24 protein-coding genes and 1 tRNA gene are annotated in these 22,830 nt (G+C 65.1%); 16 read left to right on the plus strand and 9 right to left on the minus strand.

What is annotated here, in order from left to right; genetic code table 11:
• Positions 1-6 precede the first annotated feature (6 nt).
• From CH292_RS16655 to CH292_RS16685, 7 genes are all read left to right on the plus strand, one after another.
• The gene (locus CH292_RS16655) at positions 7-663 is read left to right on the plus strand and encodes a hypothetical protein (protein WP_094627871.1); all 657 of its coding nucleotides are present in this window, start codon (positions 7-9) and stop codon (positions 661-663) included.
• A gap of 190 nt (positions 664-853) precedes the next feature.
• Positions 854-2,371, plus strand: coding sequence for a catalase (locus CH292_RS16660; protein WP_094655272.1), 1,518 nt, complete (start codon positions 854-856; stop codon positions 2,369-2,371).
• A 76-nt stretch (positions 2,372-2,447) separates the two neighbouring features.
• Positions 2,448-2,921, plus strand: a complete 474-nt coding sequence (locus tag CH292_RS16665) for a Dps family protein (RefSeq protein WP_019662931.1) — start codon at positions 2,448-2,450, stop codon at positions 2,919-2,921.
• Positions 2,922-3,008: 87 nt separating this feature from the next.
• Positions 3,009-3,686, plus strand: a complete 678-nt coding sequence (locus CH292_RS16670; protein ID WP_019662932.1) for an HAD family hydrolase — start codon at positions 3,009-3,011, stop codon at positions 3,684-3,686.
• On the plus strand, positions 3,683-5,461 hold the full coding sequence (locus CH292_RS16675; RefSeq protein WP_094655273.1) for a glycoside hydrolase family 15 protein: 1,779 nt from the start codon (positions 3,683-3,685) through the stop codon (positions 5,459-5,461). Before CH292_RS16670 ends, CH292_RS16675 begins: the two co-directional genes overlap by 4 nt.
• A gap of 23 nt (positions 5,462-5,484) precedes the next feature.
• The gene (locus tag CH292_RS16680; protein ID WP_019662934.1) at positions 5,485-6,285 is read left to right on the plus strand and encodes an SDR family NAD(P)-dependent oxidoreductase; all 801 of its coding nucleotides are present in this window, start codon (positions 5,485-5,487) and stop codon (positions 6,283-6,285) included.
• Between the two features lie 10 nt (positions 6,286-6,295).
• The gene (locus CH292_RS16685; protein WP_094655274.1) at positions 6,296-7,267 is read left to right on the plus strand and encodes an LLM class F420-dependent oxidoreductase; all 972 of its coding nucleotides are present in this window, start codon (positions 6,296-6,298) and stop codon (positions 7,265-7,267) included.
• A gap of 131 nt (positions 7,268-7,398) precedes the next feature.
• Here the strand turns inward: CH292_RS16685 and CH292_RS16690 are convergent.
• Together CH292_RS16690 and CH292_RS16695 are read right to left on the minus strand one after the other, a co-directional pair.
• Positions 7,399-7,472 (minus strand) — tRNA-Pro (locus tag CH292_RS16690).
• A gap of 18 nt (positions 7,473-7,490) precedes the next feature.
• Complete coding sequence (locus tag CH292_RS16695) at positions 7,491-8,429, minus strand: metallophosphoesterase (protein ID WP_170947552.1); 939 nt, start codon at positions 8,427-8,429, stop codon at positions 7,491-7,493.
• A gap of 185 nt (positions 8,430-8,614) precedes the next feature.
• Here CH292_RS16695 and CH292_RS16700 point away from each other — a divergent pair, with 185 nt between their 5' ends.
• A complete protein-coding gene (locus tag CH292_RS16700) occupies positions 8,615-9,079 on the plus strand; it encodes a GatB/YqeY domain-containing protein (RefSeq protein WP_019662937.1) in 465 nt (154 codons plus the stop codon).
• A 69-nt stretch (positions 9,080-9,148) separates the two neighbouring features.
• Here the strand turns inward: CH292_RS16700 and CH292_RS16705 are convergent, their stop codons facing one another.
• Entirely contained in the window at positions 9,149-11,509 is a 2,361-nt protein-coding gene (locus CH292_RS16705) for a transglycosylase domain-containing protein (RefSeq protein ID WP_020110986.1), read from the minus strand.
• A 370-nt stretch (positions 11,510-11,879) separates the two neighbouring features.
• Between CH292_RS16705 and CH292_RS16710 the strand changes: the two genes are divergently transcribed.
• Positions 11,880-12,203 (plus strand): WhiB family transcriptional regulator, encoded by a 324-nt coding sequence (locus CH292_RS16710; RefSeq protein WP_026347399.1) that lies wholly within the window; start codon positions 11,880-11,882, stop codon positions 12,201-12,203.
• Positions 12,204-12,209: 6 nt separating this feature from the next.
• Here CH292_RS16710 and CH292_RS16715 read toward each other — a convergent pair whose 3' ends face one another.
• The 3 genes from CH292_RS16715 to CH292_RS16725 form a co-directional block, all read right to left on the minus strand.
• The gene (locus CH292_RS16715; RefSeq protein ID WP_020110985.1) at positions 12,210-13,334 is read right to left on the minus strand and encodes an ArsA family ATPase; all 1,125 of its coding nucleotides are present in this window, start codon (positions 13,332-13,334) and stop codon (positions 12,210-12,212) included.
• Positions 13,331-14,338, minus strand: coding sequence for an ArsA-related P-loop ATPase (locus CH292_RS16720; RefSeq protein ID WP_094655275.1), 1,008 nt, complete (start codon positions 14,336-14,338; stop codon positions 13,331-13,333). The genes CH292_RS16715 and CH292_RS16720 overlap by 4 nt, the downstream gene beginning before the upstream one ends.
• A 65-nt stretch (positions 14,339-14,403) precedes the next feature.
• Entirely contained in the window at positions 14,404-15,765 is a 1,362-nt protein-coding gene (locus tag CH292_RS16725; RefSeq protein ID WP_033190095.1) for a wax ester/triacylglycerol synthase domain-containing protein, read from the minus strand.
• A gap of 93 nt (positions 15,766-15,858) precedes the next feature.
• Between CH292_RS16725 and CH292_RS16730 the strand changes: the two genes are divergently transcribed.
• Complete coding sequence (locus CH292_RS16730; RefSeq protein ID WP_019662943.1) at positions 15,859-16,026, plus strand: DUF4177 domain-containing protein; 168 nt, start codon at positions 15,859-15,861, stop codon at positions 16,024-16,026.
• Between the two features lie 2 nt (positions 16,027-16,028).
• Positions 16,029-16,481, plus strand: coding sequence for a RidA family protein (locus CH292_RS16735; RefSeq protein WP_026347400.1), 453 nt, complete (start codon positions 16,029-16,031; stop codon positions 16,479-16,481).
• Between the two features lie 4 nt (positions 16,482-16,485).
• On the opposite strand, the gene CH292_RS16740 is transcribed toward CH292_RS16735, so the two are convergent.
• Positions 16,486-17,331 (minus strand): Gfo/Idh/MocA family protein, encoded by an 846-nt coding sequence (locus CH292_RS16740; RefSeq protein ID WP_037183172.1) that lies wholly within the window; start codon positions 17,329-17,331, stop codon positions 16,486-16,488.
• A gap of 17 nt (positions 17,332-17,348) precedes the next feature.
• Here CH292_RS16740 and CH292_RS16745 point away from each other — a divergent pair, with 17 nt between their 5' ends.
• Positions 17,349-18,128: an MBL fold metallo-hydrolase gene (locus CH292_RS16745; RefSeq protein WP_019662946.1), complete on the plus strand. Its 780-nt coding sequence runs from the start codon at positions 17,349-17,351 to the stop codon at positions 18,126-18,128.
• Here CH292_RS16745 and CH292_RS16750 read toward each other — a convergent pair.
• Together CH292_RS16750 and CH292_RS16755 are read right to left on the minus strand one after the other, a co-directional pair.
• A complete protein-coding gene (locus CH292_RS16750) occupies positions 18,125-18,799 on the minus strand; it encodes a Crp/Fnr family transcriptional regulator (RefSeq protein ID WP_019662947.1) in 675 nt (224 codons plus the stop codon). The genes CH292_RS16745 and CH292_RS16750 overlap by 4 nt on opposite strands.
• A 246-nt stretch (positions 18,800-19,045) precedes the next feature.
• The gene (locus tag CH292_RS16755; RefSeq protein ID WP_019662949.1) at positions 19,046-19,297 is read right to left on the minus strand and encodes a hypothetical protein; all 252 of its coding nucleotides are present in this window, start codon (positions 19,295-19,297) and stop codon (positions 19,046-19,048) included.
• An 80-nt stretch (positions 19,298-19,377) separates the two neighbouring features.
• On the opposite strand from CH292_RS16755, the gene nth reads away from it, so the two are divergent.
• Genes nth through marP form a run of 4 tightly spaced genes read left to right on the plus strand, consistent with a single transcriptional unit; the run spans position 19,378 to position 22,827 of the window.
• Entirely contained in the window at positions 19,378-20,277 is a 900-nt protein-coding gene (nth, locus tag CH292_RS16760) for an endonuclease III (protein ID WP_094655276.1), read from the plus strand.
• Positions 20,274-20,933: a TlpA disulfide reductase family protein gene (locus CH292_RS16765; protein WP_033190098.1), complete on the plus strand. Its 660-nt coding sequence runs from the start codon at positions 20,274-20,276 to the stop codon at positions 20,931-20,933. Before nth ends, CH292_RS16765 begins: the two co-directional genes overlap by 4 nt.
• Positions 20,930-21,640, plus strand: coding sequence for a CoA pyrophosphatase (locus CH292_RS16770; protein ID WP_019662952.1), 711 nt, complete (start codon positions 20,930-20,932; stop codon positions 21,638-21,640). The genes CH292_RS16765 and CH292_RS16770 overlap by 4 nt, the downstream gene beginning before the upstream one ends.
• Complete coding sequence (gene marP / locus CH292_RS16775) at positions 21,637-22,827, plus strand: acid resistance serine protease MarP (protein WP_094627869.1); 1,191 nt, start codon at positions 21,637-21,639, stop codon at positions 22,825-22,827. The genes CH292_RS16770 and marP overlap by 4 nt, the downstream gene beginning before the upstream one ends.
• The last annotated feature ends 3 nt before the right edge of the window (positions 22,828-22,830 follow it).

Raw genomic sequence — 22,830 nt, forward strand, 5'->3', positions numbered from 1 at the left:
CGTCCCATGTGGAGCGTCAGTGAATCCGAGTCACCCAGAACCGAGTGGCCGCAGAGCCCGCCACCGCCGTGGCCTGCGTCGGTACGCGCCACGATCTGGTGGCATCGCGCGACCGACGAAGGACGCGCACTGCTTCCGCAGAAAGATCTGCCGGTGACCATGGCCATGGTCGTCGACTATCTGGATTCACCGGTCGGCCCGTACCGAGAGATCCTCGCCAGCCCGGTCCTGCGGCGGCCGGGGAAGCTCATCGGCGCGATGCCTCGCATGGCCGTGCCGTTCATCGCCGTCGACTCCGAGACATCCGTGCACGGAGGACGCACACATTGGAACCTCCCCAAGGTGCTCGCACACTTCGGCGGTGACGTGCTGGGGACATCGACGGCCAGCGGCGACGGATGGGCTGTCGACGTCGCCGCACGAGGCGTCGGGCCGCGGTTCCCGATTCGGGGCGGTCTCGGCTTCGCGCAACCCGTCGACGAGGAAGTCTCCCTGGCCGGCGCCTCGCTCAAGGGCAAGGCGAGACTGTGCCGCGTGCAGGTCGACGCGACAGGACCGTCGCTGGGGGACTGGCTGCGTCCCGGTTCCCACTTCGGCCTTCAGATCGTGTCCGGGACCATGTCGACAGGTGCATCGCGGCTGGTGGGTGACATCGAAAACTGACGGCCGGTGTCATCCGGTCGGTCCCGCTGGCTCCACTCGCGTCTTTTGACTGATTCAAAAAAATGGCCCGAACAGGTTCGAAAACACGCAGACCGGTTATACGAGCGTGATAGACGTTCCGAGTACAGCCATGGCAGTCGGAGCCAGCCCCTCCGACTGTCCTCAGTGAATCTCTCAGGAGGCAGCCCGAATGACAGAACCGGCCACCACCAGCAACTCCGGAATCCCCGTACCCAGCGACGACCAGTCGTTGACGGCAGGAACACAAGGCCCGATCCTTCTTCAGGACCACTACCTCATCGAGAAGATGGCTCAGTTCAACCGTGAGCGTGTCCCGGAGCGCGTCGTGCACGCCAAGGGTGCGGGTGCGTTCGGAGTCCTCGAAATCACCGAGGACATCTCGAAGTACACCAAGGCCGCCGCCCTGCAGAAGGGCGTCAAGACCGAAGCGCTCGCCCGATTCTCCACCGTCGCCGGTGAGCAGGGAAGCCCGGACACCTGGCGGGACCCGCGCGGATTCGCGCTGAAGTTCTACACCACCGAAGGCAACTGGGACCTCGTCGGAAACAACACCCCGGTGTTCTTCGTCAAGGATCCCATCAAGTTCCAGGACTTCATCCGCAGCCAGAAGCGCATGCCGGACTCCGGGCTGCGCGACCACAACATGCAATGGGACTTCTGGACGCTCTCACCCGAGTCCGCCCACCAGGTCACCTGGCTCATGGGTGACCGGGGTATCCCCAAGAGCTACCGCCACATGGACGGCTTCGGCTCACACACGTACCAGTTCATCAACGACGCCGGCGAGCGTTCCTGGGTGAAGTTCCACTTCAAGACCAACCAGGGCATCGACTTCCTGACCCAGGAGAAGGCCGACGAGCTCGCGGGAACCTCCCCCGATCACCATCGTCAGGACCTGTTCGGTGCGATCTCCGAAGGCGACTTCCCGAGCTGGGACTTCTACATCCAGGTCATGCCGTACGACGAGGCCGAGGGCTACAAGTACAACCCCTTCGACCTCACGAAGGTGTGGTCGCAGAAGGACTACCCGAAGATCAAGGTCGGCAAGCTGACCCTGAACCGCAACCCGGAGAACTTCTTCGCGCAGATCGAGCAGAGCTCGTTCGAACCGTCGAACCTGGTACCGGGAATCGCCGCCAGCCCGGACAAGATGCTGCTCGGACGCATCTTCTCCTACGCCGACGCGCACCGTTACCGCATCGGCACCAACTACGCGCAGCTGCCGGTCAACGCACCCAAGGCCCAGGTCAACTCCTACTCCAAGGAAGGGTCGATGCGGTACTCGTTCAACTCCGCCGACACTCCGGTGTACGCACCCAACTCGTACGGCGGCCCGCACGCGGACACCGCGAAGTACGGAGACGACGGATCGTGGGACTTCGAGCCACGTTTCGTCCGCACCGGATACATCGAGCATCCCGAGGACAGTGACTTCGCACAGGCCGGCATCCTCGTCCGCGAGATCATGGACGACGATCAGCGAGAGCGTCTGGCGGGCAACATCGTCGGCCACGCACTCAACGGAGTGACCGAGCCCGTGCTGCAACGCGTCTTCGAGTACTGGACGAACGTCGACCCCGACCTCGGCAAGAAGGTCGAGGAAGGTGTGCGCGCAGGCCAGAGTGACGCAGCGCCGACGACCAGTCAATCGCCGACCACCCCCGGCGACGAGGCCGAGAAGGTCTGACGCGTCACAATCGGGAACATCGTCCACGTCCGGGCCGTTGAGCCGAGCGACCGTTGAGAACGTAGGAGGCGCACTCATGACCAACCCCATCAGCAGCACTCTCGATGCAGGTCAGCAGAAGATTGCCGGAGATGCCCTGCAGGGCACCGTCGTCGACCTGATCGACCTGTCCCTCATCGCGAAGCAGGCGCACTGGAACGTCATCGGCAAGAACTTCCGTTCGGTGCACCTCGCGTTGGACGAACTCGTCACCGCAGCACGGGACTTCACCGATGAGGCCGCCGAACGTGCAACGGCGATCGGAGTCAGCCCGGACGGACGCTCGGCCACGGTGTCGGCCACAGCAGGCACCAAGGGATTCGGTGAAGGCTGGACCAAGGACGAGCAAGTGATCGCCGCCGTGGTGGACAACCTTGCCGCAGTGGTGGATCGGCTCCGAGGACGCATCGCGGACACCGAGGCCGCAGATCCCGTGACGCAGGATCTGCTCATCGCCATCACCGCCCGTCTGGAGCAACTGCACTGGATGTGGCAAGCGCAGGTCGACTGACCGCGACCCTGTGAGCAGGCCCTCTTCCCCATCGGGAAGGGGGCTTGCTCACGTTTCACCCCGGTACGACGCGGGTAGCCGTGGGCAATGACTTCGACTTCAGGCGCAGTCCTGTTCGACATCGACGGCACCCTGGTGGACTCCAACTACGTTCACGTGGACGCGTGGTCCAGAGCGTTCGCCGACGCCGGGGTGACCGTCCCGTCGTGGAGGATCCACCGGTGCATCGGCATGGACGGCGACAAGCTACTCGAATCGCTCGTCGGGTCCTCCGACAGTGCCGCAGCACTCGAAGCGAAGGATTTGCACACCAGCTACTACCAGCAAGCGATCGCGCGGCTGCAAATTCTGCCCGGCGCGCGAGAGTTGCTGCAGCGCATCGACGATGCAGGCCTGACCGTCGTACTGGCCACGTCGGCACCCGAGAACGAACTCGCCCACCTCCGTGACCTCCTCGACGTCGAGGACATCGTGTCCGTCGTGACTTCGTCCGAGGACGCCGACGTGGCCAAGCCGAGCCCCGAGATCGTCGACGTCGCTCTGCAACGCGCAGGCGTCGAAGCCCGCGGAGCGGTCATGATCGGCGACAGCGTGTGGGACATGAAGGCGTCCAGACGCGTCGGAGTGGCAGGAATCGGCGTCCGGTGCGGAGGAGTACCCGACGCCGAATTACGCGCGGCCGGCGCAGAAGCGGTCTACGAGGACCCGGCCGACCTCGTCGAACAACTGACCGACAGCCCCATCGCGAGGTTGACCGCCGTATGAGTCGTCAGGACGGCTACGCAGCAATCGAAGACTACGCAGCGATCGGAGACGGACGGACGGTCGCCCTGATCGCCGACGACGGCCGAATCGACTGGCTTTCCATCCCCAACCTCGACTCGCCGCCCCCGTTCGCCGCCGTCCTGGACGCCGAGCACGGCGGCACCTTCGCGCTCGCCCCCGTCGAACCCTTCTCCGTAGAGCGTGAATTCGTCGAGGGAACCAACGTGCTGACGACGTTGTACACGACCGACACGGGAACTGTCCGCGTCACCGACTCGCTCAACACCGGGGTGGCCGGCAGGCTGCCCTGGGTGGAACTCGGACGTCGCATCGACGGTGTGCAGGGAACCGTCGACATGGCGTGGAAGGTAGCCCCGGGAACCATGCTCGGTATCGCGTCCCCGTGGGCGTACGACACCCAGCACGGCACCGTGCTCCGCGCCGACGGCCTGACGATGGCCGTTCGCACCCTCGAGGCGGACGACGTGACCGTCGGAGACCAGATCATCGACGGCACGTTCACGACGGCGCCCGGATCACGTCACCTGATCGGGCTGGTCGGCACCGAGAACGAACCGCTGCATCTGCCCGAGCCCATCAAGGTCGACGAAGGTATCGACCGCACCGTCGGCAACTGGAGGATGTGGTCCGACGAATTCCACTACGACGGACCGTGGAAAGAGCACGTGGCTCGCAGTGCCCTGGCTCTGAAACTGTTGCTGCACAGTCCCTCCGGTGCAATAGCCGCAGCCGCGACGACGTCCCTGCCGGAGAACAGGACCGGTGGCAAGAACTGGGACTACCGCTACGCATGGGTCCGCGACACCGCGTACACGATCCGAGCGCTCATCAGGTTCGGTCTTCGTGAAGAAGTACACGCCGCAGTGGCCTGGCTGCTGAAGGTCATCCGGCTCAACGATCCTCTCGTCAACGTGTTCTACACGCTCGGTGGCGAACTCCCCGGCGGTACCGAACAACCCGACGTACCGGGATGGCGCGGCGTCGGACCCGTCGTCAACGGTAACGCCGCCGCAGATCAGTTGCAGCTGGGGATCTTCGGAGACCTGTTCGCGATCGTGCGGTTGTACGTGGACGCAGGCAACGTGCTCGACGCCGAAACCGGCAGACTGCTGGCCACCATCGCCGACGAAGCCTGCGACTCCTGGCAGCGCCGCGACGCCGGAATCTGGGAACTCGAGGACGAACAGCACTACACCAGCTCCAAACTGGGCTGCTGGCAAGCGCTCGACTGCGCAGTCCACCTCGCCGAAGAGGGGCAGATCCCCGGCGTCGCCGACAGGTGGCGCGCCGAACGCGGGCGCATCAGGCGCTACGTCGAGGAGGAATGCTGGTCCGAAGAACGACAGGCCTACCTCGCCTACCCGGGAGCAGACGGTCTCGACGCCTCGGTGCTACTGGCCGCGGAGATGGATTTCGACCGGGGAGAACGGCTTTCGTCGACCATCGATGCGTTGGGCCGTGAGCTCGGCGTCGGTCCACATCTCTACCGATACAGCGGCGTCGACAAGGAGGAGGCCACGTTCGTCGCGTGCGGCTTCTGGCGTGTCTCGGCGCTCGCCTGTGTCGGACGCGACGCCGAAGCATCCGAACTGATGGACCAACTCGTCGAGACGTCCAACGACGTCGGTCTCTACAGCGAGATGATCGATGCTTCGGACGGGTCGTTTCTGGGTAACTTCCCGCAGGGCTTGAGCCACCTGGCCCTGGTGAACGCAGCGCTGACGATTGCGCATTCGCACGACGCAACGAACTGACTCGTAGGAACGAGGACGCACACATGGATCTGGGAATCGAAGGCCGCGTTGCGGTCGTGACAGGGGCGGACTCCGGCATCGGTTGGCACACAGCTCGATTGCTTCTCCAAGAGGGAGTCACGGTCGTGGTCACCGACCGGGACGAAGAGACGCTGACGAAAGCAGCAGCCGAACTCGACGCCGCCCCGGACAAATTGTTCGCCTTCGCCGCCGACGTGACCGACGCCGACAGTGTCGCCGAACTCGCCCGGAAGACAGCAGCGGCGGTCGGCGACATCGACATACTCGTTCAATCCGCGGGAGTGACCGGCGCGCAAGGACTCTTCCACGAAATCGACGACGAAGGATGGGCCAGCACCGTCGAAACCGACCTGCTCGGGCCGGTGCGGGTGGTCCGAGCCTTCCTGCCCGCACTGCGGCGCGGTGGGTGGGGACGCATCGTTCTGCTCGCATCCGAGGACGCCGAGCAGCCCTACATCGACGAACTGCCGTACTGCGCATCGAAGGCAGGAATCCTGTCGCTGACCAAAGGACTGTCCAAAACCTATGCATCCGAAGGTATTTTGGTCAATGCGGTCTCGCCCGCCTTCATCCACACCCCGATGACGGACAAGATGATGGACAAACGCGCCGACGAACGCGGCACCGACCGCGACGAAGCAATCGAGACCTTCCTCGACGAAGAACGACCCTTCATGGAACTGAAACGACGCGGCGAACCCGACGAGGTCGCATCCGTCGTCGTGTTCCTCTGCTCGGAACGCGCATCCTTCGTCAACGGCACCAACTACCGCGTGGACTCCGGGTCCGTCGCAACCATCTAGAGGAGGCACCATGACCAACTTCGGCTACACCCTCATGACCGAACAGAGCGGCCCCAAAGAGCTCGTGAAGTACGCCGTCGGCGGCGAGAACGTCGGCTTCGACTTCGAGGTGGCAAGCGACCACTACTCACCATGGCTGTCCTCGATGGGCCACGCACCGTACGCCTGGACCACGCTGGGAGCCGTCGCACAGGCCACCGAACGCGTCGAGCTCATGACCTACGTGACGTGCCCCATCATCCGGTACCACCCCGCCGTCGTCGCACAGAAAGCCGCAACCCTCCAGATCCTCGCCGACGGACGCTTCACCCTCGGCCTCGGCAGCGGCGAAAACCTCAACGAACACGTCGTCGGCGAAGGCTGGCCGTCCATCGACAAGCGCCAGGACATGTTCGCCGAAGCACTCGACATCATCGGCAAACTCCACGCAGGCGGCTTGGTGACATACGAAGGCAAGCACTTCCGCGTCGACTCCGCACGCATCTGGGACCTACCCGAAGGCGGCGTGCCCATCGGCGTCGCCGTGTCCGGTGAAAAATCCATCGCCCGATTCGCGCCCTACGCCGACCACCTCATCGCCGTCGAGCCCAACGCAGACCTCGTGAAAGGCTGGGTCGACCACCACGACGGACCATCACGCACCATCGGCCAGATCCCCATCTCCTGGGACCCGGACAAGGACGCCGCCATCGACCGCGCCCACGACCGATTCCGCTGGTTCGCCGGCGGCTGGGCCGTCAACGCAGACCTCCCCACCACCGCAGGCTTCGCAGGCGCAACACAATTCGTCCGCAAAGAAGACGTAGCCGACACCATCCCCTGCGGCCCCGATCTCGACGCCATCGTCGAGGCCGTCAAGCCCTACTGGGAAGCCGGCTTCACCGACATCGCCCTCGTTCAGGTCGGCGACGAAACCCAGGAACGCTTCCTCGCCGAAGCCGCAGGCCCGTTGCTGGAGAAACTGCGCGCCGCATCGAGCTAGGTCCCCCCGTTTCCGGACCGAACGTGCCGTTCGGTCACTTCAAGTGACCGAACGGCACATTCGGTCTCGAAACGGAAGTACGCAGACAACAAAAAGACCCTGATTCGTGAACCGAATCAGGGTCTTTGCTGTCGGGGTGGCGGGATTCGAACCCACGACCTCTTCGTCCCGAACGAAGCGCGCTACCAAGCTGCGCCACACCCCGTGTACCGCACGCAGAAGTCTAGCTTACGACTGCCTCGGAACGCGAAACGCCCTCGTCGGACCCCTCTTTTGGGCCCTTTCGGGGTGCTGGAGTGAGTGTCAGCAGTGTCGCTTCGGGGCGGCAGCAGAAACGTGCAGGCGCGTACGGCGACGTACCTATTCCGGCCGAGACGTGCAGCTGCGTGTGCGCGCCCCACTTCGACGGGCCCTTCACACGTGACCGATCGATCTCGCAGTTGGTAACCAGAGCGCCGTAGAACGGAAGGCACAGCTGACCGCCGTGGGTGTGTCCAGCGAGAACAAGGTCGTAGCCGTCCTCGGCGAACTTGTCGAGAACCCGCGGTTCGGGGGAGTGCGTGATACCGAGCCGCAGGTCCGCCAGTGGATTGGGTTGGCCGGCGATGGTCTCGTAGCGATCGCGCTTCAAATGAGGATCGTCGACGCCCGCGGACGCGATGCGCACGCCCGCGATCTCGAGTTCGCGACGGACGTGGGTGACGTCGTGCCAGCCACGCTCGGAGAACGCTGCTCGGAGGTCGCGCCAGGGGAGTGATTCACCCAGAACGCGCTTGTGGTTCTTCTTGAAGTACTTCAGCGGGTTCTTCGGCTTGGGCGCGAAGTAGTCGTTGCTGCCGAACACGAACAGGCCAGGCCTGGACAGGAGCGGGCCGAGAGCCTGGACGACGGCGGGGACGGACTTCGGATGCGACAGGTTGTCGCCGGTGTTGACGACCAGGTCGGGTTCGAGCCGGTCGAGCTCCCGCAGCCAGTTCTGCTTGAGCCGCTGATTCGGCATCATGTGCAGATCGCTGATGTGCAGAACACGCAGCGATGCCGATCCCGGCTCGAGGACAGCCATCGTGGCTTCGCGGAGAGCGAAGGCGTTGCGCTCGATGAGCGTCGCGTACCCGAGGCCGAGCGCTGCAGCACCGGCCGTGGCCAGGGCTGCCGTCTGCAACGGCGCCTGCTCCGCGTTGGCACGGGCGCGTGTCGCGGCGGCACGGAGAGCGTCGGATGCGAGCTGCGACTGCGGGGCGAACGGGAGGGTCCAAGCATTGTTTTTCACGGACACGTTTCCCACGATACGTCAGTACAGGTAATCGACGTGCGGATGCGGACGGCGCCCGCGTAGCGTTCTGGTACATGTCCGAACTGAAATCCCAGCTCCGAGCCGACCTGACCACATCCATGAAGGCCAAGGACAAGCTCCGCACGGCCACGATCCGTATGCTTCTCGCCGCGATCCAGACCGAGGAGGTCTCCGGCAAGGAAGCGCACGATCTGACCGACGAGCAGGTACTGAAAGTCCTTGCCAAGGAGTCGAAGAAGCGCGGCGAATCCGCCGAGATCTACACCGAGAACGGCCGCGGAGAGCTCGCAGCGAACGAGCGCGCCGAAGCGCAGATTATCGACGAATACCTGCCGACGCCGCTCACGGACGCCGAATTGGCCGATGTCGCCGACACCGCCATCGCCCAGGTGGCCGAAGAAATCGGCGAACGGCCTGGGATGAAGCAGATGGGCCAGGTCATGAAGGTCGCCTCCGCACTGGCTGCGGGTAAGGCCGACGGATCGCGCGTGTCGAAGGCCGTCAAAGACCGCCTCTGACACTGATGCCCTATGTGAGTGGAAATGCAGGCCCTGGCCTACATTTCCACTCACATGCGGCGGAGCCGCTTATCGCGGTGCGGTGATGCCCGGGATGGCGGGAATCTGCAGCCCCGGCGGAATGGCCGGTAGTTCGATGCCCGGCGGAAGTTCCGGCAGAGCCGGAGCAGGTGGGGCCTCCCGCACCGATCCGTCGCTGACGTAGATCGTGATGGTCGATCCCGGGATTGCCGAACCCGACGGGGACACACCCGTCACCGTGCCGCGGGACGCCGAGTTGGCTGTCGTCGCGACCGTCACCTGGAAGCCTGCGCCCTGGAGCGTCGAGGTTGCCGAGCTCTGGCTCTGACCGGTCACGTCGGGAACCTGACCGTTGGCCGACCCACGCACGTACTTCTGGTCGACGGGTGGCAGCTCGACGGGGCCGAAGTTGTTCGCAACGGGGTCGATGGCGTCGTACCAGGTGCGCGCAGGTTCGTTACCGCCGTACAGGTTGCCGGACCCGCACGGACGAAGTGGGAACGAGCAGATCTCACCGGGGGTCGGCGAGTCGCCGTAGGTGTACACGGCTGCGGCGTAGCGGTTGGTGAAGCCGAGGAAGCCCGACGACATGTGAGACTCCGTCGTACCGGTCTTGCCGGACATCGGGAGCGTCCAGCCGACGGATCCCGCAGCCGACGCCGATGTGCCGCCTGCCTGGTCGTCCTTGCTCATCGCGTTCGCGAGAGTGTTCGCCAGACCGGGCTCGACGACCTGCTCGCAGGCCTGCTGAGTCACGGGAACCGGCTTGCCTTCGCGGTCGAACACCGAGTCGATCGGAGTGGGCGGGCACCACTTGCCGCCCGACGCCAACGTCGCGGCCACGTTGGACAGCTCCAGTGGGTTCACCCAGGTGGGTCCGAGTGTGTAGGAACCGAGGTTTTGGTTCTTCTGGAAGTCGGCCATGCTCTGTTCGTCGAAGCCCGAGGTGTTCGGGTCCGCGTAGGACCGCAGGCCGAGACGAACGGACATGTCGACGACGGGTGCGACTCCGACGGATTCGATCAGCTTCACGAATGCCGTGTTGGGCGACTGGGCGAGCGCATCGGTGATGGAGAGCGACGCCGGGTAGTTGCCTGCGTTCTCGACGCAGTACGTGTTGGCCGGGCAGCCACGAGCACCGCCGTCGCCCAGGCCCTTGACTTCGGCTCGGCGGGGTACCTGCAGGGTGGCGCTGGTTCCGAGTCCTCGTTCCATCGCTGCGGCGGTGGTGAAGACCTTGAAGATCGATCCGGCGCCGTGCCCGACGAGTGAATAGGGCTGCGGCTGAACCGTTTCGTCGGTGTCGGCGTCGAGACCGTACGTGCGGCTGCTTCCCATCGCCAGGATGCGGTGCGAGTCCTGGCCGGGTGCGATGACGTTCATGACGGTGGCGACGCCGTCGAGCGTCGGGCTCGAGTTCGACGACAGCGATGCCTTGGTGGAGTTCTGCACAGCCGGATCGAGCGTGGTGCGGATGAGGTAGCCGCCCTTGTCGATCTGTTCGCGGCTGATACCGGCGTTCGCGAGGTACTGCAATGCGTAGTCGCAGAAGAATCCGCGGTCACCGGCGGCGATGCATCCTCGCGGAAGAGTCTGCGGCACCGGGAGAACGCCGAGAGGTTCGGTTTTGGCCTGGCGGAACTCGTCGGCCCGGTCCGGGATGTTCTGGATCATCGTGTCCAGCACGATGTTGCGGCGTTCGGTGACGCCCTGCTCGTTGGTGTACGGGTTGAGCGCCGAGCTGGACTGCACCATGCCCGCGAGCATCGCGGACTGCTTCGCGTCGAGCTGGCTGGCGTCGATACCGAAATAGGTCTGCGCGGCGTCCTGGATGCCGAACGACGAGTTTCCGAACGGCACCAGGTTGAGGTAGCGGGTGAGGATCTCGTCCTTCGTGAGTTCCTTGTCCAGCGTCAACGCCATGCGGATCTCGCGGATCTTACGAGCGGGCGTCGTCTCGATCGCGGCGCGGCGCTCGGCGTCGGTCTTGGCGACGACGAGAAGCTGGTAGTTCTTCACGTACTGCTGATCCAACGTCGACGCGCCCTGTTCGACCTGGCCGCTCGTGGTGTTGGTGAGGAACGCGCGCAACGTGCCCTGCCAGTCGACGCCCTGGTGCTCGGCGAACCGCTTGTCCTCGATGGAGACGATGGCGAGCTTCATCTCGTTGGAGATCTTGTCGCTCGGTACCTCGAAGCGTCGCTGCTCGTACAGCCACGCGATCGGGTTACCTGCGGCGTCGACCATCGTGGACACCGCCGGGACCGCGCCTTCGACCAATTCGGCGGACACGTTGTCCACCGTGTCCGCAGCCCGATTCGACGCATAGCCGAACCCGCCTGCCAACGGGAACATGACTCCGGCCAACAGCGCACCCGCGAGTGCGGAACATCCGGCGAGCTTCGCCACGGTTTTTCCAACTGACACGAGCACAGCGTACGTGGACTACTGCAGCTGGCCCAGAAACGCAGATGATCCCGCCGCTTCCGGGGTGCGCTGTCGAGTCGTTACGGAGCGCGTCTGCTTGTAATGGATCACAGGTCGAGCGAGGAACCGCAGGTCGGGACGGTCGTACCAGAAAGTTGCCTCTCTCGTCTTGCGTTCGTCGCCGGATTTACCTAAATTATGAGCACGGTGTGATTCGCATAACACTTGTATATGAATGTGGGGCAGCTCCTAGACCGATGTGCTTCGAGCAGTGGAGATCGAGGTCGAAGCAGCGCCGCAGGGGCTTCTGGAACGTTCAGCAAGGACGTTCGAACTGCAAAGGGGATCCGCAATGCACACGACAGCAGCACCGACGCGGCTAGATGTGGAAGAAGCAGAAGCACGCATTGCGTGGGTAGCGCAGGCACGGTGCAAGGGCACCGATCCTGACCAGCTGTTCGTACGGGGAGCAGCGCAGCGCAAAGCCGCGACCATCTGCCGGCACTGCCCGGTGTTGATGCAGTGCGGTGCCGACGCGCTCGACAATCGCGTGGAATTCGGTGTCTGGGGTGGCATGACCGAACGTCAGCGTCGTGCATTGCTCAAGCAGCACCCCGAGGTCGACTCCTGGTCGGACTTCTTCGAGACGCAGCGCCAGCAGCAGGCCGCGATCTGAACGGACCTACGCGGACCTGGTGAGTTGATCCGCCACCGCGCGGAGCGCATGCAGGTCCGACACCTCGAACGGAAGGGACGGCACGCCGACGATCGGGACCCGTGGGTGTGCCGAGGTGAACCGTCGGAGCAGGCGCAGTTCGCGAGCGGCCGTCACTGCCCGGGCGGCGTGAATGCGCAGCACCGCGGCGGCGAGCTTCCCGTCGTCCGAGCCCTCCAACTGATCGGCAGCCGTGACGGCGTGATCGGCAGGCAGCGACAACAGCGTCGGGTGCGTCCGGTTCAGGATCAGGCCGGCCAGCGGCATTCCCTCACCGCTCAATCGATCCACGAAGTACGCAGCCTCGCGTAACGCATCCGGCTCGGCCGCCGCGACGACGACGAAGCTGGTGCCGCTCTCGCGAAGCAACTGGTAAGTGCGCGTCGCGCGCTCGCGGAAGCCCCCGAACATCGAGTCGAGCGACTGCACGAACGCCGACGCATCGGTGAGCATCTGACTACCGATCACCGTCGACACGCCGCGCAGGGCCAGGCTCATCGCGCTGGTCACCATCCGCGTCAGGCCGCGTCCCGGCGCCATCAACAACCTGATGAACCGTCCGTCGAGGAACGAGCCGAGACGCTGCGGCGCATCGAGAAAATCCAGAGCATTGCGCGACGGTGGGGTGTCCACGACGATCAGATCCCACGTCGAGTCGGACGCGAGCTGGCCGAGTTTCTCCATCGCCATGTACTCCTGCGTTCCGGAGAACGACGAGGCCACCGTTTGATAGAACGGGTTGGCCAGCACCTGCTCGGCTTTCTCCGGCGTCGAGTGCTCGATCACCATCTCGTCGAACGTCCGACGCATGTTCAACATCATGGCGTGCAGTTCGCCCGTCGCCCCGGCAGGCAGTTTCACCGGCTGTGGCGAGTTGTCGAGCTCGTCGACCCCGAGTGCTTGGGCCAGACGCCGCGCTGGATCGATCGTCAACACCACGACCTTGCGGCCCTGCTCCGCCGCTCGAAGCGCCATCGACGCCGCTGTCGTCGTCTTCCCGACGCCACCTGCCCCGCACACCACGACGATGCGGGAGTTGGCACCCCGAAGAATCTTCTCGACGTCGAGTACGGGCGCTGCTGCCTTGCTCATTTCACACCCTGCTCCCTGAGTTCTGCCGCCAGTTCGTACAACCCGCCGAGGTCGACGCCGTCCGCCAGCATCGGCAGGCGCAGTCTCGCGGAATTTAACTCGTCGAGCTGACGGCCACTGTCCACCTGAGCTGCCAGCGTCGACGCGTGCTCGATCGTTTCCGTCAGCAAGCCTGCGAAATCGTCGTCGGACAGGGAAATTCCTGTCTTCTCCAGCCCGGTTCTGAGTGCGGCGACGTCGACGGTTCCGTGTGCCGCGTCGTCGAGCGACTCCTCCGGCAGGTACGTCGGCTCGGTGCGGTTGACGATGACGGTGCCCAACTGCAGATCGGCTGCCTCCAGCTCCGTCACGGCATCCGCCGTCTCCTGCACCGGCAACGCCTCGAGCAACGTCACGAGATGTACGACGGTGTCGGCCGAATGCAGCAACCGGACGACGCCCTCGCTCTGCGAGCGGACCGGGCCGCCCTTGGCCAGGTCGGCCATCGCCTTGGTGACATCGAGGAAGTTGCCGATACGGCCCGTGGGAGGTGAATCGACGACCACCTCGTCGTACACGCGTTTCCCGGCTTTGTCGGTGCGGACGACGCACTCCTTGACCTTGCCGGTCAGCAGGACGTCGCGTAGACCGGGGGCGATGGTGGTCGCGAACTCGATCGCGCCGATCTTGCGCATCGCGCGCCCGGCGAAACCCAGGTTGTAGAACATGTCGAGGTACTCGAGAAACGCAGTTTCGATGTCGATGGCCAGCGCGTAGACCTCCCCGCCGCCGTCCGCGGACGCCACCCGCGTCTCGACGGGCGGGAGTGGGGGAACGTCGAACAGCTGGGCTATGCCCTGCCTGCCTTCGACTTCCACCAGCAACACTCGCCGACCGTCGGCCGCGAGTGCCAACGCAAGCGCGGCGGCAACCGTCGACTTACCGGTGCCGCCTTTGCCGGAGACGAAGTGCAACCGCGCAGTGTCGGCCTTCTCCGGCCAACCTTCGAAACTCGATGTGACCACAACACGACCATATAGACGAATCGGATGTCACCTCGGCGGAACCGTGCGGTCCGAGGTCGCGGCGACTATCTCGCGTCCTTGATCACGGCGACTACGTCGTCCACGGCCTGCTTCAGAATGTCGACGTAGCGGGCGTGGTCGGGGAAGGTGTCGGGGCACGCAGTCACGCAGATCGTGACCGTGTCGCCCAGGCCGTAGAAGCCGTGGGTGACGGAGCGGGCGGGGCCGAGCATCGGGAAGCCGCCGGAGAAGAGACAGGGCGCCCCGCACAGTTCCAGATCGGTGTCCCCGCGGTCGACACTGACGACCGTCAGGTTGCTCGTCACCGATTCGTGAACGGTGCGCTCACGAGGTGCATGTTTGCGTGCGCGTCTGTCCACAGCGAGAAAGACCGGAGCGGGTACGAGATTCTCGGCTTCGATCCACCGCAGAAGGAGCGGGTCGAGGACGTTCCTGCGTGTCTCGGACAACGACGCCGCGGTTCGTCTTGCGCGCTCGGCGATGTCGGGCACGCCGACGTGAAGGTCGACGTCTCCGTTCACGACGCGGTTCTCGGCGGGCCACGACACGTCCTCGGGAAGTCCCATGGGCACGAGCGCGTTCAGTGTGTCCGGGACTGGATCGCCGATGGTCTCGAGGTAGCGCTCGGTGGCGAGGCCGACGGCGGTCAAGGCCGTGGTCGTGACACTGAATCGGGTCCCGGTGACCCGAAGTGGAGCACAAGGGATCACATGGGCGACACGGTTTCCGGTGGGCTCGACGTTGCCCACGATGGACGGTCGAAGGACGTTTCGATCGGTGATGGACCCGCGCGCACGCTCGAAGGTACGGCGTGAGCGGCGCGCGGCAAGACGCGCGGCCACCAGACGAAACGGAAGGGCGGCAGCGGCTCCCACCGCCACCGGAACACGCAGGTGAGGCTTGAACAGGCGTGCCTGGGATGGACGAGGGCGTGGCGGCTCCACCGAGAACAGGGCCCGCGCGAGCCGCGTCGCCCCTCGTCCGTCGGTCAGTGCGTGGCTTACCTGAAAGACCACGACCAGTGCGCGCCCCGATGCGTGCGGTACGTCCTCGACATCTCGTGCCACGTGGACCTGCCAGGCGGCTCGAGTTGCATCGACGGGCGTCTGCACCAGCAGACCGAGTTCGTCGACGACGCCTTCCCATGTGCGAGAATCGAATTGGAGAATCCTCGGAGGTTCGCCGCTTCGGGACCAATACGGGTAATCGAGGTTTCCGGGGATCTCGACGAGACGCTTGTTCAGGTCCGGAATCGATCGGGCACGTACGCCGATGAACTCCGTGATCTCGTCGAACGTCGGGGACGGGAGGTCACCTGTGTCGAAGGTCAGCAGCACGTATTGGTCTCGTGATGTGCTCTTCGAGGCATAGTGAAATGCCGCGTCGAGGATGTCCAGACGGCTCACGGCTTCGACCCTCTCACATGACGCCCGGCCGATACACCGTCGAAGCGTCCGGTCGATCGGACTGCGGCATGACCGCCGACTAGGCTCACCGGCATGAGCGAAAAGACCATCTGGGAGTACTTCACCGCGCCGGTGCTGATTCACGCGACCAAGCAGATTCTGGACAACTACGGTGCCGAGGGCTGGGAACTCGTCACCATCATGTCCGGTCCCAACGGTGGCGACACGTTGGTGGCCTACTTCAAGCGCCCGAAGGCCTAGCGATGGCGTGGAGTGAGCGCTTGGCCGAACTCGGGATCGAGTTACCTCCGGTAGTGCCGCCGCTGGCTGCGTACATTCCCGCCGTGCAGACCGGATCGCTGGTCTACACGTCGGGTCAGCTGCCGTTGGTTTCCGGTGAGCTGACGGCCACCGGGAAGGTCGGCGCGGACGTGTCGGCCGAGGATGCCGCCGACGCTGCGCGTGTCTGCGCACTGAACGCGCTGGCGGCGATCAATTCGCTCGTCGGTGTCGATTCGATCAAGCGCGTCGTGAAGGTCGTCGGATTCGTAGCGTCGGCTCCCGGTTTCACCGGTCAGCCTGCCGTCGTCAACGGGGCGTCGAACGTGATCGGCGAGATCTTCGGTGACGCGGGAAAGCACGCCAGGTCCGCCGTCGGTGTAGCCGAGCTCCCGATCGATGCCCCCGTCGAGGTCGAGCTGATCGTCGAGGTCTGAGCCGTCACACGGCGTCGAGTGCTCGCTGAAGATGGAGCCCGCGGCGAACGGAACAGGGATGCTCGACGCCCCCGGCGATCGACTCGAGGAATTCGTCGAGAAGAACTCGGAAGCAGTCGGTCGCCGGTGTCGAACGGTCCTGCAGTGACAGCACACCGTCGCTGCCGCTGATCTCCACCCGGAAGACCGACGGTTGCACCGGTGTGGCGAGCGACAGGCGCGACGTGCTCAACTTCCCGCCCTCGTGTTCGAGCACCACGGTCCAGGTGTCCGAAGACTCGTCCCGACGGCTCAGCGCCACGCCGGTGATGGGCCCGAGGGTCAGGTCCAGCAGGTCGAAGACGTGCGGCCCGACGTCGAACAGGGCGCCGTCGCGTCGACGCCACGGTGAATTCGAGTACTCGCCTCCGAGCACTGCCCCGGACAGCCAGGTCCCGGATGCCGAACTCCAATCCCGTCCGTCGGCCTCGGCGAGAAACTCACGTGTCTCCGGAGCGAACCGCCTGGTCAACGCCACGATCGAGCCGACGCCTGCGTCGGCGACGGCGTCGGCAAGCCGGGTGGCGTCGTCCAGGTTCGACGCGATGGGTTTGTCGAGCACGACGTGTTTTCCCGCCTCGGCTGCTGCGATGGCCAAGCCGGCCTGCACTTCCGGGGGCACGGCGAACGCGACGGCATCCACGTCGGCCATCAGTGTCTCGACGCTGTCGTAGACCGGGGCGCCCATCCCTGCAGCTGCGTCGGGGCGGCGGGCCCACACGCCCACGAAGTCGACGGCGGGGTGCGCGGTAAGGGACGGGGCGTGTGTGGCGCGAGCCCATGGACCCGCGCCGACCAATCCGATTCTCATGCTCTTAAAGTACGACTATGACTCTCGCGCACCCGGCATACGGTCAGCTTCGACAGGTCACACCGACGGCAGCGGTTCTGCTCGCCGACAATCCCGGAAAGATGACACTCGACGGCACCAACACCTGGATTCTGCGCGCACCCGGAAGCGATGACGTGGTCGTCGTCGATCCGGGGCCGAAGGACAAGAAGCATCTCGACGCGGTGGCCGCGTCGGGCACTGTGGTTCTCGTGCTGGTGACGCATCGGCACGGCGATCACACGGGTGGGTTGAAGCGGTTCCACAAGAAGACGGGCGCACCGATCCGCGCGTTCTCCGACGAATTCGTCTACGGCAGCACAGCGTTGGTCGACGGCGAGGTCATCGAGGCGGCCGGGTTGAAGATCACCGTTCTCGCGACTCCCGGCCACACAGCGGATTCGTCGAGCTTCGTACTCGACGACGCGATTCTCACCGGGGACACGATCCTCGGTCGGGGCACGACGGTCCTCGATCCCAAGGACGGGACTCTCGCGGACTACCTGGCGTCGCTGGACCGGCTCGAAGCCGCAGGGGCAGGCAAGATCGCGCTACCCGGGCACGGAGCCGAGGTGGCCGACACAGCGGAGGTTGCGCGAATGTACCGAAAGCACCGGCTGGAACGCCTCGAGCAGATCAAAGCTGCGTTGGCGGTACTCGGCGAGGATGCCAAGCCGATGAAGGTGGTCAAGCACGTCTACGCGGACGTGGACAAGAAGTTGTGGCCAGCTGCGCGCATGTCCGTCAAGGCGCAGCTGACCTACCTTCGAGAGAGCTAGCGAGCTCGGCGAGCCAGACGCTCGGAGTCGGAGATCAGCACGCTCTTGCCCTCGAGCCGCAGCCAACCGCGGTGCGCGAAATCCGCGAGTGCCTTGTTGACGGTCTCTCGCGATGCGCCGACGAGCTGAGCGATCTCTTCCTGCGTCAGGTCGTGCGTGACGCGGAGCGAACCGGCTTCCTGGGTGCCGAAGCGCTGCGCCAGCTGGAGAAGCGCCTTGGCGACACGGCCGGGGACGTCGGTGAAGATCAGATCCGCGAGGTTGTTGTTGGTACGACGCAACCGGCGAGCCAGCACGCGCAGAAGCTGCTCGGCGATCTCGGGGCGCTGGTCGATCCAAGCCTTCAGAGCGTCGCGGTCCATGCTGACCGCGCGGACCTCGGTGACCGTCGTCGCGGTGGACGTGCGGGGACCCGGGTCGAAGATGGACAGCTCACCGAACATGTCCGACGGACCCATGATGGTCAGCAGGTTCTCGCGGCCATCGGGAGAACGGCGTCCGAGCTTGATCTTGCCGGAGACGATGATGTACAGCCGGTCACCGGGCTCGCCCTCGTTGAAGACCACATGTCCACGAGGAAAATCGACCGGCTGCAGCTGCTTCGTCAGCGCTGCTACCGCAGAGGGTTCGACTCCTTGGAAGATGCCGGCCCGTGCCAGGACGTCGTCCACTTGCGCTCCTTTTGGGATGTCGCCGGCGTGGTCACCCGCGTCGACGAAAGGCGTTTCTCGCTTACGTGCTCCCGGCGAGCCTGAGGCTCGACGAGCTCACGTCAGTAATCAAACATGACAATTATCTCGGTGAAGTCTACTTCGCCGAGATGGATAACGAGTGATCGGCACCACCGACGTGCCGTGAAGGTTGTGAACTAAACGAATTGTTCAGCCGCTGTTCATCGGAAATGCGACATATCGGGCTCAGCTTGCGCGCTGATCCGCGAGTTCCTCGGAAGCCGGGGTACGACGCTTGCGGCTGTTGAAGCGAGCGAGAGCGTGCGGCATGCCCTCGTTCGCGAGGGTCGCGACCTCGGAGGTGCTGGCCTGATCGAGGAACTCCTGCACTTCTTGTTCGCGGACACCGAGCTTGCTCAAGCGGAACTCCACGCGCTCCATGGCGAGGGCGAACAACATCAGGAGCACAGGGAAGAGCACTACGGCGAGTCCTTGCATACCGAGCAGTAAACACCGAAAAGGTCTCGATAAGAACACAGGGCCGATTCGTTGCAGATTCTTGTCCGTACAGTTGTGGAGTGAAATCGACAGCTCCGTCGGCGCTCGACGTGCGCAAACGCGAAGAGACCGCATTGGGGCTCAAACGCCGAGCGCGACGAATGAACCGAGAGCTCGCCGTCGCGTTTCCGCACGTCTACTGCGAACTCGACTTCACCAACCCCCTCGAACTGGCCGTCGCCACCATTCTGTCGGCGCAGTGCACCGACAAACGCGTCAACATGGTCACTCCGGCGCTATTCGTGAGATATCGCACTGCCAAGGATTACGCCGAAGCCGACAGAACGGAACTCGAGGAGTACATCCGCACCACCGGCTTCTACCGAAACAAGGCGAACTCGCTGATCGGACTCGGATCCGCCCTGCTGGAGAAGTTCGACGGTCAGGTCCCGGCTCGCTTGAAGGACCTCGTCACGCTCCCCGGAATCGGACGAAAGACCGCAAACGTCGTGCTGGGGAACGCGTTCGACGTACCGGGGATCACCGTCGACACCCACTTCGGCCGACTCGTCCGACGGTGGCAGTGGACCGACGCGGAGGACCCGGTGAAAGTCGAGCATGCCGTCGGCGCGCTGATAGAGCGCAAGGAATGGACACTGCTCAGCCACCGCGTGATCTTCCACGGACGCCGCGTGTGCCACGCCCGCAAGCCCGCGTGCGGTGTCTGCGTCCTCGCCAAGGACTGTCCTTCCTACGGCCTCGGCCCGACCGACAAGGTGGAGGCAGCGGCGCTCGTGAAGGGCCCGGAAACGGACCACCTCCTCGAGTTGGCAGGAGTGGAGCCTGCGGAACGACCCCATGAAGCAGGAGTGGAGCCTGCGGAACGACCCGGTGAAGCAGGAGTGGAGCCTGCGGAACGACCCCATGAAGCAGGAGTGGAGCCAGAGTCTGCGGAACGATCTGGTGGGGGGCCGCGGTGACGGGGTCTGCGGCGAGGTGGTCGTTGGCGGCGTTGCTGGTGGTCGTGGCGTTGGTCTACGCGATCTGGCCGCGCGGCGACGATCCGGAGCCGGTGACGGGGATGCCCGGGCAGGGTGCGCCGGTCGTCGAGGAGCGGCGGTCCGCGGACACCGCCGAGGCGCTTGCCCCGCTGCGTGAGCGTGCCGGGTTGCAGAGTTGCCCGGCGCCGTCCGCCGAGAACGACTCGTCCGGTCCGTTGGCCGGGATCGTGCTCGAGTGCATCGGTGACGGTTCGCAGGTGGATCTGGGCCGCGCTCTCGCGGGGGCTCCGACGTTGATCAACCTGTGGGCGTACTGGTGCGGTCCGTGCGCGCAGGAGTTGCCGCATCTGCAGGAGTACGCGTCGCAGATGCAGGGACGGGTCACGGTGTTGACCGTGCACCAGGACCGGAACGAGTCGAACGGGCTGACGAAGCTCGCCGATTACGGGGTGACGTTGCCGGGTGTGCAGGACGGGGCAGGGCGCATAGCAGCAGCGGTCGGCGCACCGAATGTGCTCCCCGTGTCGATTCTCGTGGGCGCGGATGGCAATGTCGCCGAGGTGCTGCCACAACCGTTCGACAGTGTTCAGGAGATCGACGACGCCGTGTCCGCGGGGCTCGGAATCAGCCGATGACTCCGCAGTGGTTGAGGAAAGTCGTCGACGCAGCGAGTGGCGAACGAGGCTTGATCGACACGACGGGTACCAATCCGGTGCTCGAACGTACGGCGCCCGACGGCGCGATCGTGCGTGCGGCATCGGTGTTGGTGCTGTTCGGTGGTTCGGAGGATGCGGACCCGACGGCGCAGGGCGGAGTGCCTGCCGATGCGGACGTGCTTCTGACTCAGCGAGCAGCGACGTTGCGTCAACACAGTGGTCAGGTGGCTTTCCCGGGAGGGGCCACCGATCCCGAGGACGATTCGCCGGTCGCGACGGCTCTGCGCGAAGCGGTCGAGGAGACCGGCCTCGACCCGGGAGGCGTCGAGCCGCTCGCCACCCTGCCCGGCATCTACGTGCCGCCGTCGAGGTTCGACGTCGTCCCGGTGCTCGCGTACTGGCGCAACCCCAGCGAGGTCGGCGTCGTGGACACCGCCGAGGCCGCCCGGGTGGTGCGAGTGCCCATCCGGTCGTTGATCGATCCCGACAACCGATTCCAGGTCCGACACCCGGCGGGATATCAAGGCCCCGCATTCGCGGTCGACGGGATGCTGGTGTGGGGCTTCACCGGCGGTATTCTGGCAGGCCTGCTCGCGGTGTCCGGGTGGGAACTGGACTGGGACACCGACGACATCCGTGATCTGGAGACGAGTTTGGCCACAGTAGGGGAGGGTCTGGACCAGTGACCGGTTCGACATGGGTCGACATCATCGTCCTCGGTGTCGCCCTGGTGGCGGCATCCTCGGGATGGCGGCAGGGCGCGGTGGCGTCGGCGATGGCGTTTCTGGGTGTGGTGCTCGGCGCGGTCGCGGGCATCCTGATCGCCCCCCACGTGTTGATTCACGTGGACGGGTCACGTATGCGTGTGCTCGTCGGGATCGCGCTGATCGTTGTGCTGGTGATCGTCGGTGAAGTGTCGGGAATGGTGTTGGGCCGGGCGTTGCGCAGCGGAATGCATTCTCGCGGAGCACGATCGGTGGACAGCGTCGTCGGCGCTGGGCTGCAGGCCGTTGCGGTGCTCGCGGCGGCGTGGTTGCTCGCCATCCCGCTGACGTCGTCGTCGCAACCGGAGGTAGCCAGTGCCGTGCGCGGATCGACGGTGCTCGGAAAGGTAGACGACGTCGCGCCCGGGTGGCTTCGCGAGGTCCCCAAGGAGTTCTCCGCACTGCTCGACACGTCGGGTCTGCCCGACGTCATCGGACCGTTCGGCCGCACCCCGGTAGCGAACGTCGACGTACCCGATCCGGCTCTGCAGGCCAGCCCCGTCGTGGACCAGCTGCACGAGAGTGTGCTGAAGATCAGCGGTGTCGCGCCGAGCTGCCAGAAAGCGCTCGAAGGATCGGGATTCGTCGTCGCGCCGGAACTGGTGATGACCAACGCCCACGTGGTCGCGGGCACCGACGGAGTCACCGTCGACTCGCTCGGTACCGTCCTCGATGCCGACGTCGTCCTGTTCGATCCCGAGGAGGACGTGGCGATCCTTCGCGTGCCCGGGCTGCAGGCGCCGGTTCTGAACTTCGCTCCCGATCCTGCGGTGTCCGGCGAGAGCGCGATCGTTCTCGGCTACCCGGGCGGCGGTCCTTACACGGCCAGCCCGGCGCGGGTGCGCGAGATGCTCAACCTCAACGGCCCGGACATCTACCGCACCGGAACCGTCGAGCGTCAGGTGTACACCGTCCGCGGCACCGTCCGGCAGGGCAACTCCGGTGGCCCGCTCGTCACCGAGGACGGGCAGGTTCTGGGCTTGGTCTTCGGCGCTGCCGTGGACGACCCAGACACCGGATTCGTGTTGACCGCAGCCGAGATTGCCGACGAACTCGCGCAGAGTATGAACGCCCCGGTGCCGGTGGGTACGGGAGCGTGCATCGTCTGATGC

The organism is Rhodococcus sp. 14-2470-1a, from assembly GCF_002259425.1.
Lineage (GTDB): Bacteria > Actinomycetota > Actinomycetes > Mycobacteriales > Mycobacteriaceae > Rhodococcoides > Rhodococcoides fascians_E.

Coding starts and splice junctions, on each gene's coding strand:
- CH292_RS16680 (WP_019662934.1), top strand. CDS start 5,485: ATGGATCTGGGAATCGAAGGCCGCGTTGCGGTCGTGACAGGGGCGGAC.
- CH292_RS16660 (WP_094655272.1), top strand. CDS start 854: ATGACAGAACCGGCCACCACCAGCAACTCCGGAATCCCCGTACCCAGC.
- CH292_RS16670 (WP_019662932.1), top strand. CDS start 3,009: ATGACTTCGACTTCAGGCGCAGTCCTGTTCGACATCGACGGCACCCTG.
- CH292_RS16685 (WP_094655274.1), top strand. CDS start 6,296: ATGACCAACTTCGGCTACACCCTCATGACCGAACAGAGCGGCCCCAAA.
- CH292_RS16715 (WP_020110985.1), bottom strand. CDS start 13,334: ATGAGCAAGGCAGCAGCGCCCGTACTCGACGTCGAGAAGATTCTTCGG.
- CH292_RS16665 (WP_019662931.1), top strand. CDS start 2,448: ATGACCAACCCCATCAGCAGCACTCTCGATGCAGGTCAGCAGAAGATT.
- CH292_RS16700 (WP_019662937.1), top strand. CDS start 8,615: ATGTCCGAACTGAAATCCCAGCTCCGAGCCGACCTGACCACATCCATG.
- CH292_RS16655 (WP_094627871.1), top strand. CDS start 7: ATGTGGAGCGTCAGTGAATCCGAGTCACCCAGAACCGAGTGGCCGCAG.
- CH292_RS16735 (WP_026347400.1), top strand. CDS start 16,029: ATGGCGTGGAGTGAGCGCTTGGCCGAACTCGGGATCGAGTTACCTCCG.
- CH292_RS16730 (WP_019662943.1), top strand. CDS start 15,859: ATGAGCGAAAAGACCATCTGGGAGTACTTCACCGCGCCGGTGCTGATT.
- CH292_RS16740 (WP_037183172.1), bottom strand. CDS start 17,331: ATGAGAATCGGATTGGTCGGCGCGGGTCCATGGGCTCGCGCCACACAC.
- CH292_RS16770 (WP_019662952.1), top strand. CDS start 20,930: ATGACTCCGCAGTGGTTGAGGAAAGTCGTCGACGCAGCGAGTGGCGAA.
- CH292_RS16710 (WP_026347399.1), top strand. CDS start 11,880: ATGCACACGACAGCAGCACCGACGCGGCTAGATGTGGAAGAAGCAGAA.
- CH292_RS16755 (WP_019662949.1), bottom strand. CDS start 19,297: ATGCAAGGACTCGCCGTAGTGCTCTTCCCTGTGCTCCTGATGTTGTTC.
- CH292_RS16745 (WP_019662946.1), top strand. CDS start 17,349: ATGACTCTCGCGCACCCGGCATACGGTCAGCTTCGACAGGTCACACCG.
- CH292_RS16675 (WP_094655273.1), top strand. CDS start 3,683: ATGAGTCGTCAGGACGGCTACGCAGCAATCGAAGACTACGCAGCGATC.